The following is a 9,010-nucleotide window of genomic DNA, read 5'->3' on the forward strand; positions in this document are numbered from 1 at the left end:
ACCGGACAATTTTAGCTGTCGCTATGTCTATTCGCCAACATAACTAAAATTCCTTCTCTAATTTTATTTTCGGTTTGGATTTAATGTTGGAAAGGCCGCTTTTAGCAAATGCCCCACCGGGGCATTTGCACCATCCATGGACGCCGTTACATTGTTATCTTACATTTCTTTAACTGGCACAGGCCCGCGGGAGAGGGCAATGGCCCCGGTACGGGCAATCTCGATGATTTCATAGTCGGCAAACATATCGATGAAGCCGTCAATCTTGCTCTGCTGTCCAGTAAGCTCCACCACCACGTTCTCAGGACTGATGTCCACGATTTTCGCACGGAAGATCTCCACGATATTCTTGATGTCTGCGCGGCTTTCCTTGCCTGCCTTAATCTTGATAAGCACCAGTTCCCGGGCAATGCTGGGCAGCTTGGTGAGGTTCACGATCTTGATGACATCAATGAGCTTAGAAAGCTGGGTCACCACCTGGTCCAGTTCCCTGTCGCTTTCCACGGACACCACGATATTGATGCGGGTGACTTCCGGCTCCTCGGTGTAACCTGCAGAAATGCTCTCGATATTGAAAGCACGGCGGCTGATAAGGCCGGAAACATGGGTGAGGACACCGGGCTTGTTGTCCACCAGGATGGCCAAAAGGTATTTCTGCATATTCTCCATCTGCACTTTATCTCCCATCAGTCCTTACCTCCCAACACCATCTGGTCCAAACGCTTGCCTCCCGGCACCATGGGCAGCACATCTTCGTCCTCAGGCACCATCACATCTATGAGCATGGGGCCTTTTTCGGAAAGGAGCTTGGGCAGTACAGTTTCCAGTTCTTCCTTCTTAGTCAGGCGATAGCCCTTCACTCCCATAGCTTCGGAAAGCTTCACGAAATCTGTCTTGCCCTTGAGCTCGGACTGGGAATAATGATGGCTGTAGAAAAGCCGCTGCCACTGGGCCACCATGCCCAGGATGCAGTTGTGAAGGATGACCACCTTGAGGTCGATATCATTGTCCGCAATGGTGGCAAACTCCTGGCAGTTCATCATGATGCTGCCATCGCCGGTAAAGAGCACTACAGGACTGTCTGGCTTCCCCAGTTTTGCTCCCAGAGCAGCCGGCAGGCCGTAACCCATAGTGCCCTGGCCGCCGGAAGTGAGGAAGTGGCGTGGCTCGTAGACATTGAAGAACTGGGCCGCCCACATCTGATGCTGCCCTACGTCTGTCACAGCAATGGTATCACGGGGCATAAGGGAGCTTATCTTGGAAATCAGGGCCCCCGGTTTGATGAGGTCGCCCTCCTCCAAGTAGCCGAAAGGCTTCTCTTTGGCACGGGCGACAGCCTGCTCCAGCCAGGGGGCAAAGTGGCTCCTGAAATCATCGGACGCCTTGGAGAGCTTGTCCCTCAGCAAAGGCAGGGACCAGCGCAGATCTCCCAGCACTCTGAGGTCTGCCTCCACATTCTTGTTCACCTCAGCAGCATCCAGCTCGAAATGCACGATCTTGGCATGGGGCGCAAAGGCCGCCACCTTGCCCGTCACCCGGTCTGAGAAGCGCATGCCGATGCAAAGGAGCAAATCGCATTCCTGGATAGCCATATTGGAACCGTAGCTGCCATGCATGCCGGCCATGCCCAAAAAGCCCTCCCCATCAGCAGGGTAAGTGCCAATGCCCAAAAGGGTAGTGGTGACAGGGACGCCCAGGCGCTGCACGATTTCCCTCAGTTCCTGCGCCGTATCGGAGGTATTCACGCCACCCCCGGTGAAGATCAGGGGCTTCTTGGCCTTCTGGATAGCGCGCACTACCGCCTCCACCTCAGCTTCGTCCCCTTCGTACTCACCGCTGTAGCCCTTGAGGGAAACTTTCTCCGGATATTTGTAGTCAATCTCCGTATCGAAGACATCCTTGGCCACATCGATGACCACCGGACCGGGACGCCCCGTGCGGGCTATGAAGAACGCTTCTTTCAGCACCCGGGGCAAGTCCTTGGCCTTTTTCACCAGATAGTTGTGCTTGGTGATGGGGGTGGTGATGCCGCACACATCAGCCTCCTGGAAGGAATCCTTGCCAATGTAGGGATTGGCCACCTGCCCCGTGATGCACACCAGGGGCACAGAGTCCATGCTGGCAGTGGAAATACCGGTGATAAGGTTGGTAGCACCGGGGCCGGAGGTGGCGAAAACCACCCCTACCTTCCCCGTAGCCCGGGCATAGCCATCCGCAGCATGCACCGCCCCCTGCTCATGGCGGGTCAGGATATGGGGAAATTTCATCTTGTATACGGCGTCATAAAGAGTCAGCACAGCTCCTCCGGGATAGCCGAACACCACTTCCACGCCTTCTTTTTTCAGGCTTTCCAGTACAGCCTGGGCACCATTCATCTTCAATGCAAAGCCCCCTCCAATATTACGTCATATTGTGCAACTGTTTCTCCAGTATAGCATCAATTTACAAATATACACTCCTATAGTATACCCAATTGTATACAATGTTACAACCCATTTAATGGTCGCTGGCCAAAACCAGGCCAACAATCTTTTTCGCACCTGCCTCCTTCAGAACCCTGCCGCAAGCTTCCATAGTGCTGCCGGTGGTGAAGATATCGTCAAGCAGCAGGATTTTCCTCCCCTGCACCAAAGGCACGCCAGCTTCCTCCACTGCTGAAAAAGCTCCCCGCAGATTCTCCTCCCTTTCCGCAGGACTAAGACCATACATGGCCATGGTCTCACGGTTGCGGATAAGGCCCCGCACCGTAGCTATACCCTTCTCCTGCAGCCATTCGCCGAAAATCTTCTCCGTCTGATTGAAGCCCCTGGCTTTTTCCTTGTCGGCAAAGAGAGGCACTGGCACTGCCAAAAAGTCACTGCCCACCAGCCATGCCAGTTCCTGCTCCGAGCCCTGCAACAGGGACTTGATATAAGGCAGCGTGCTCATCTTCCTGCGGTATTTCAAGTCCTTGATCAGCTTCTGCAAATACTCCTTGTAAAAGCTCAAGGCCCAGATTTCCTCAAAGGGCGAACCAGGAGTCAAGGCAAGCTTCCTCACCGTCAAAGCCTTCTGCAAGCAAGACGGACACCAGCCACTCCTCTCTGCCACATATCGGCCACACATGGGGCAGCGTGAGGGAAAGAGAAAATCCCAAAAGCTTCCCAGTATGTCCCGGGACATCTCATTAAGTTTCGGCAAAATGCACGCCTCCCTTCTTTCACCGTCAGAATACAAACTTCGACCTAAATGGCACTTTTCCTGCTAAACGTTGATTTAAGAAGCCATTTGATTTATTATTAGAGAAAATGTATTAAAGTAAGGAGCAAGCTATGAGAGACAAAGCCGAAGAGAAAATCACCCTGCTGGGAGAGAAAAAGGTCAAATATCACTATGACTACTGCCCGGAGATTCTGGAGACCTTTGAGAACAAGCACCCGGACAATGACTACTGGGTGAAATTCAACTGCCCCGAATTCACCGCCCTCTGCCCCATCACCGGTCAGCCAGACTTCGCCACCATCTATATTTCCTATATCCCCGACCACAAGATGGTGGAGAGCAAATCCCTGAAGCTCTATCTGGTAAGCTTCCGCAGCCACGGCGACTTCCATGAAGATGTGGTGAATGTCATCATGAAGGACCTCATCAAGCTGATGGATCCCAAGTATATTGAAGTCTGGGGCAAATTCCTGCCCAGAGGCGGGATTTCCATTGACCCCTTCGCCAATTACGGACGGCCGGGGACGAAGTTTGAGGAGTTGGCTTGGAAACGTTTTGCCGAGCATGACCTCTACGCTTTGGATAAGGTAGATAATAGGTGACTCTTTGCTTGGTTACGGCTCTTCATTTTCTTTGGCGCAAAGAAAACGAAGCAAAAGAGTAAACATGCCGGTGGCATGTTTACGTGGACTGAAATCACATCCTGTGATTTCCGCGTCCACGGGGCCCATCCTTGGGCCCTGGGGTTCGGATAATACAATTATTCTGGGGGGCTGCATTTGAAACGGCAGAAACGCATTGCACTGATAAATGACATAACCGGCTTTGGGCGGTGCTCCGTTACGGTGGAGCTTCCCTTGATCTCCGCTCTGAAAGTCCAGGCCTGCCCACTGCCTACTGCTATTCTCTCTACTCATACAGGCTTTGCCGAGCATTATCTGGACGATTACACAGAGCGCATGAGGCCCTATATGGACAACTGGGAGGCCAATCACCTGTCCTTTGATGGGATTCTCACAGGCTTTCTCGGTTCCGAGCAGCAGATACAGATTGTGCTGGACTTCATCCGCCGCTTCAAAAGCAAGTCCACCCGCATTATGGTGGACCCGGTAATGGGAGACTATGGCAAGCTCTACAAGTCCTACACCCCCGAGATGTGCCAGAGCATGAAGCGCCTTTTAACGGTAGCTGACCTCATCACTCCTAATCTTACCGAAGCCTGCGAACTGCTGGATGTGCCCTACCCTGAGGACGGGCAGGTTTCCTTTGACACCCTGGAATACATGGCGGCAGAACTCTCCGAGCGCGGCCCCTCACAGGTGGTAATCACAGGACTAGGCGCTCCCGATGGCAAGAGCATCCGCAACTTCATCTACGAGGCAGAGCGCGGCACCCTGCTGGAAGTGCCCAAAATCGGCCATGACAGAAGCGGGACAGGAGATGCTTTTGCAGGTATAGTGGCAGCTTCGCTGATCAAGGGAGAGACACTGGAAAAATCTGTCAAAAAAGCAGCCGAATTCATCAGCAAATGTTTGCGATACGCAGAAAAATTGGAGCAGCCCTGGAATTACGGACTGCCTTTTGAAGAATACTTGACTGAACTCAAGTAAGGCCTGCGGCCTGTACTTTTCTTTGGCGCAAAGAAAAGTACCAAAAGAAGACACGGGCTGCATTCCTTCACGGAATCCAAAGCCCGTCAGGGCGCCCATCCATGGGCGCCAGCCTCACTTGATAGATTGCCCCCAAAAGGAGAACATATAAGAAATGATTGTTTATGCTACACATAAGGGCGGCAGATACCTGCCGATTGAAGAAAGTCTGGCTGAACAGCCGGAGGGCAAGCGCAATATCTATGTGAACCTTACCAATAAATGCAACTGCGCCTGCACCTTCTGCCTGCGCAATATGAAGGAAATGGCTGAAGAGCACAGCCTTTGGCTGAAAAGCGAGCCCACCGTTGACGAAGTGAAAAATGAACTAAATGCCCTGCCCTGGGACAAGATTGCCGAAGTGGTGTTCTGCGGGTTCGGAGAGCCCACCCTGCGTCTCCCTGCCCTGGTGGAACTGCTGCACTTCGTGAAGGAGAATTACCCCGAGCATCCCACCAGAGTCAATACCAACGGACTCAGCGAGCTGCAGCACGGACATGAGACAGCCTCTGCCTTCCGCGGCATCCTCGATACTGTTTCCATCAGCCTCAATGCCTCCTCTGCAGAGAAATATTATGAACTGACCCGGGCTAAATATGGTCTGGAATCTTATGAGGGCATGCTGACCTTCGCGGAGCACTGCAAGGAATATGTGCCAAATGTGGTACTTACTATCGTGGATCATGTGACCAGCGATGAAGATATTGAGAAATGCAGGAAAATCTGCGAGAGCAGAGGGTTGACACTGCGGGTGCGTCCGTATGAAAACTCATAAGTTTCGGCTGTTCATTTTCTTTGGCGCAAAGAAAACGAACCAAAAGAAGTAAACATGCCAGTGGCATGTTTACGGCCTTGAATTTGTCCTAAATTCAACGGCCACAGGGCCACATCCATGGGGCCCGGGGTTCGATAATTGCATACACACTAAAAAGCGGCTTGCATCTTATCGGATACGCAAGCCGCTTTTATACAGTAGAAACCATCAAATTTTTACCCTTCTTATTCACTTGTCTGCCATGGCTCCCTCTCGAGCAGGAACCGAAGCGAAGTATTTGATTGCTTGGCCCAAACATTAGTGATTCAGCATCACAACTTCAGTGTACACCACACATACCGTTTGCCGTTACCGATAACGATAGGATACCGATTGGTTTACCTTGGTTTCGAATGGCTAACGATGATTCGTAAAGATACCCGGGATAGAGAACCCCTTTGGAACCGGCCTCGTGCCTTTTATCCGCCTAGCTTTGGGTACGACTGGCGACCAAGTCATCATCACGTCCCATGTTCTGCCTGGCAGATGCTTTCACTTCATCTTCTGCACTGCTATCCGGAACTCAAAGGAAGCTCGCGGCAAGACATCTTCAATAACCGCTCACATCCTTTCACGCAAGGGATTGAAGAGAGCCTTTTTCGGCTGGTAGACACCCTGAGGAGCAATCACCCTCTAGGACTCATGCCCATTCGGCTTATCTATCCATCTCCTCTTTACGATTATTATTATAGCACTCTATTCAGACTATTGCAATGGTTTTGATATAATTTCTAAAAAAAAATTCGTCTTTGTCAAACACGCTGACGTTGCGTTATAATTATAAAGTCAAGTTTCGGCTGTTCATTTTCTTTGGCGCAAAGAAAATGAACCAAAAGAAGTAAACATGCCAGTGGCATGTTTACGGCCTTGAATTTGTCCTAAATTCAACGGCCACAGGGCCACATCCATGGGGCCCGGAGTACGATATAGTGTATGTGCAAAAAGAGGAGCAACTGCCATGAAACATTTGGTCATCGTCCGGGGCGGCGGAGAGCTGGCTTCCGGGGTCATCCATTGCCTGTACAAGGCGGGGCTTAGGGTCATCATCCTGGAACAGGAGCAGCCCACCGCCACCCGCCGCAGAGTTTCCTTTGCCGATGCTATTTACCGGGGTGAGGCCACTGTGGAAAGGCTCACCTGCCATCTGGCTCAAAACGTAAAAGAAGCGAAGCAGAGAGTGAAGAAGGGCGAGCTCATCATGCTCTGCGACCCCAAAGGCGAGAGCATCAAAGAACTGAAGCCCCGGGTAGTGGTAGATGCCCTGCTGCGCCATGAAAATGTAGCAGGCACCAACCGTGAGATGGCTGACCACACGGTGGCTCTCGGCCCCGGCTTCTGCGCCGGGCGCGATGTGGATGTGGTGGTGGAAACCATGCGCGGCCACAACCTGGGCCGCCTCATATATGAAGGCTATTCCTACCGCGACCAGCAGAGCGACGGAGGTCTGGTAGGCGATCCTGCTAACCTTGAGCATCTGGTCTTTGCCCCAGCCTCTGGCAAGGTTAAGATCCTGCAGAATATCTCCATGTATGTGAAAAAAGGAGAGCCCCTGGCAGTCATCACCTCCAAGGGCAAGAAGACGGAGGTCTGCGCCACCATTGACGGCATGCTCCGCGGAGCCGTGCACAGCGGCCTCACGGTAGAAAAGGGGCAGAAGATTGCCGACATCCATCCCCACATGAGCCGGGAGGAATGCTTTGCCATCTCCGACAAAGCCCGCTGCATAGGCGGCTCCGTCCTCACCGCCATCATGGCCTGGGAAAGCCAGGACACAAAGAAAAGCAAGTTCCCCTTCAACCATATCAGCATCAATTAAAAGAACTAATAGGCCGCTGCCTGTACCTGGGCAGCGGCCTATTCCATTGGTATTTCGTTATCTGACGAATCCTTCATCGCACAATCCCTACCTTATGCAGGCATCTGTCCAGCTTCCTCGCTAAACTCAGATGAATGCATTGAAGATGGCTCCTGCCGGCGCGGTAGCAATGCCCATCCCTGCCATATAAGCACGGAAGACCTGCCCTGGCATTCCCTGAAGATCGAAATCATTCTGAATGCGCGCAACGTCCAGCACTTTCTCCTCAATCAGCTGGTCACCGTCTACCTTCTGTACCAACAGGGAACCATTTGGCATGACATCTGCAAGGGTCATGGTACTAGCCGCAGATTCGCCTGACTCTGGCACTTCATCAGCTTTCTGTACCTCCGCCAGCAGATTTCCAAAAGTCTTGGAGTCTTCCTCCTTGTCTATTTCTGGAACTACTGGCCGGACAGCCTGCTGCTCACGGTTATAAGCCGCACTGATATTATTGAGATTTATGCTGCTGAGCCCGCTCAATGAACTAATAGTCATCTTCTACACCTCCCTTCATCCATGAGTCAGGAAGCATCAGCCCTGCATACTATTATATCGTATGAAAAGGATTTTTTCTTAAGGGTATTCTGAAAAAAATATGATTAAATTTTGATTAAAGACAACAGAAAAGTCAATCAATGAAAAAATTCCCCGCAAACTCATCACTTTGAGTTTACAAGGAATTTTTCATTTCATAGCCAGATGAATCATGTTCAACTGTTTGCAAAGGCAATCACTCAGCTGATATCCATCCAAAATGGTTTCCCTGGCCGCCTTCCCAAAGGAGAAAGCGGCCCGTCTGCTCTGTGCTTCTTCTGTTTATTTCACGGACACCTTATTGCCGGACTGCTGGAGACTATATGTACTGCCTCCCACTACAAACTTGTTCATGCCACCGGTAGACCAGTTGGTTATCGTAATAGCGTCCGTATCCTTGTTGACGGTGAAGTTCATCACCAGATCCTGGCCCGACATCCCAAAGATTGCCTCGCTCCTGATATCGGTAATGTTGTTGAGATAGAGAATATCCTTATTGTCAGAGTTGATAATGATATCCTTTCCGTCACCTGCATTGAAGTAAATCTTGTCTGTCGCGCTGGCGCTGGTGGTGATTGTATCATCACCTATACCACCGTAGAGACGATTCGTACCTGTGCTGGAAACAGAGATCTTATCATCACCGGCCCCACCCTTGAGGGTGTCATTGCCCTTGCCACCGGAGAGAACATCATTGCCCTTGCCGCCAATAAGGTAGTTCGAACCTGATGTACCCTTGATGGTCATAGCGGCCGTGGCTTTGGAGGCGCTCACGTTGTTAATACTGGTGTAGAGAGAAGTTTTGTTCAGGTCAATCGTAGCCTTTGTACTGCCCGTGACGTTCAGGGTATCGGTCTTGGTGCTGCCGTGGAAGCCCTGCTTGCCGATATTGGCAGAATTAACGGTCCAGCTGTTTTTCTCCCCATAGTTGCCGAACTTGTGGGTTACGGTGGT

At 51.5% G+C, this 9,010-nt stretch carries 8 protein-coding genes and 1 pseudogene; 4 read left to right on the forward strand and 5 right to left on the reverse strand.

The features are described from left to right. Window positions 1-159 precede the first annotated feature (159 nt). From ilvN to BLW59_RS04510, 3 genes are all read right to left on the reverse strand, one after another. Window positions 160-660 carry an acetolactate synthase small subunit gene (ilvN, locus tag BLW59_RS04500; RefSeq protein ID WP_029541241.1) on the reverse strand — a complete coding sequence of 167 codons (501 nt, stop codon included), beginning with the start codon at window positions 658-660 and terminating at the stop codon, window positions 160-162. Between the two features lie 26 nt (window positions 661-686). Continuing rightward, complete coding sequence (ilvB, locus tag BLW59_RS04505) at window positions 687-2,375, reverse strand: biosynthetic-type acetolactate synthase large subunit (RefSeq protein WP_074696593.1); 1,689 nt, start codon at window positions 2,373-2,375, stop codon at window positions 687-689. 121 nt (window positions 2,376-2,496) lie between these two features. After that, on the reverse strand, window positions 2,497-3,180 hold the full coding sequence (locus BLW59_RS04510) for a ComF family protein (RefSeq protein WP_139283545.1): 684 nt from the start codon (window positions 3,178-3,180) through the stop codon (window positions 2,497-2,499). 131 nt (window positions 3,181-3,311) lie between these two features. On the opposite strand from BLW59_RS04510, the gene queF reads away from it, so the two are divergent. The 4 genes from queF (at window position 3,312) to yqeB (ending at window position 7,480) form a co-directional block, all read left to right on the forward strand. Next, the gene (gene queF / locus BLW59_RS04515) at window positions 3,312-3,803 is read left to right on the forward strand and encodes a preQ(1) synthase (protein ID WP_074696557.1); all 492 of its coding nucleotides are present in this window, start codon (window positions 3,312-3,314) and stop codon (window positions 3,801-3,803) included. Between the two features lie 177 nt (window positions 3,804-3,980). Next, window positions 3,981-4,811, forward strand: a complete 831-nt coding sequence (locus BLW59_RS04520) for a pyridoxamine kinase (protein WP_074696559.1) — start codon at window positions 3,981-3,983, stop codon at window positions 4,809-4,811. 154 nt (window positions 4,812-4,965) lie between these two features. After that, window positions 4,966-5,625: a TatD family nuclease-associated radical SAM protein gene (locus tag BLW59_RS04525; protein ID WP_074696561.1), complete on the forward strand. Its 660-nt coding sequence runs from the start codon at window positions 4,966-4,968 to the stop codon at window positions 5,623-5,625. Between the two features lie 997 nt (window positions 5,626-6,622). Next, on the forward strand, window positions 6,623-7,480 hold the full coding sequence (gene yqeB / locus BLW59_RS04530; RefSeq protein WP_051650066.1) for a selenium-dependent molybdenum cofactor biosynthesis protein YqeB: 858 nt from the start codon (window positions 6,623-6,625) through the stop codon (window positions 7,478-7,480). Between the two features lie 126 nt (window positions 7,481-7,606). Here the strand turns inward: yqeB and BLW59_RS04535 are convergent, their stop codons facing one another. Beyond that, the gene (locus tag BLW59_RS04535) at window positions 7,607-8,017 is read right to left on the reverse strand and encodes a hypothetical protein (RefSeq protein ID WP_074696563.1); all 411 of its coding nucleotides are present in this window, start codon (window positions 8,015-8,017) and stop codon (window positions 7,607-7,609) included. Window positions 8,018-8,338: 321 nt separating this feature from the next. Then, window positions 8,339-9,010, reverse strand: a pseudogene (locus BLW59_RS04540) (hypothetical protein); the annotation flags it as partial.

This window comes from Selenomonas sp. KH1T6 (assembly GCF_900108415.1).
In the GTDB taxonomy this organism is placed as follows: domain Bacteria; phylum Bacillota; class Negativicutes; order Selenomonadales; family Selenomonadaceae; genus Selenomonas_B; species Selenomonas_B ruminantium_A.

Coding starts and splice junctions, on each gene's coding strand:
- queF (WP_074696557.1), top strand. CDS start 3,312: ATGAGAGACAAAGCCGAAGAGAAAATCACCCTGCTGGGAGAGAAAAAG.
- BLW59_RS04535 (WP_074696563.1), bottom strand. CDS start 8,017: ATGACTATTAGTTCATTGAGCGGGCTCAGCAGCATAAATCTCAATAAT.
- yqeB (WP_051650066.1), top strand. CDS start 6,623: ATGAAACATTTGGTCATCGTCCGGGGCGGCGGAGAGCTGGCTTCCGGG.
- ilvB (WP_074696593.1), bottom strand. CDS start 2,375: ATGAATGGTGCCCAGGCTGTACTGGAAAGCCTGAAAAAAGAAGGCGTG.
- BLW59_RS04525 (WP_074696561.1), top strand. CDS start 4,966: ATGATTGTTTATGCTACACATAAGGGCGGCAGATACCTGCCGATTGAA.
- ilvN (WP_029541241.1), bottom strand. CDS start 660: ATGCAGAAATACCTTTTGGCCATCCTGGTGGACAACAAGCCCGGTGTC.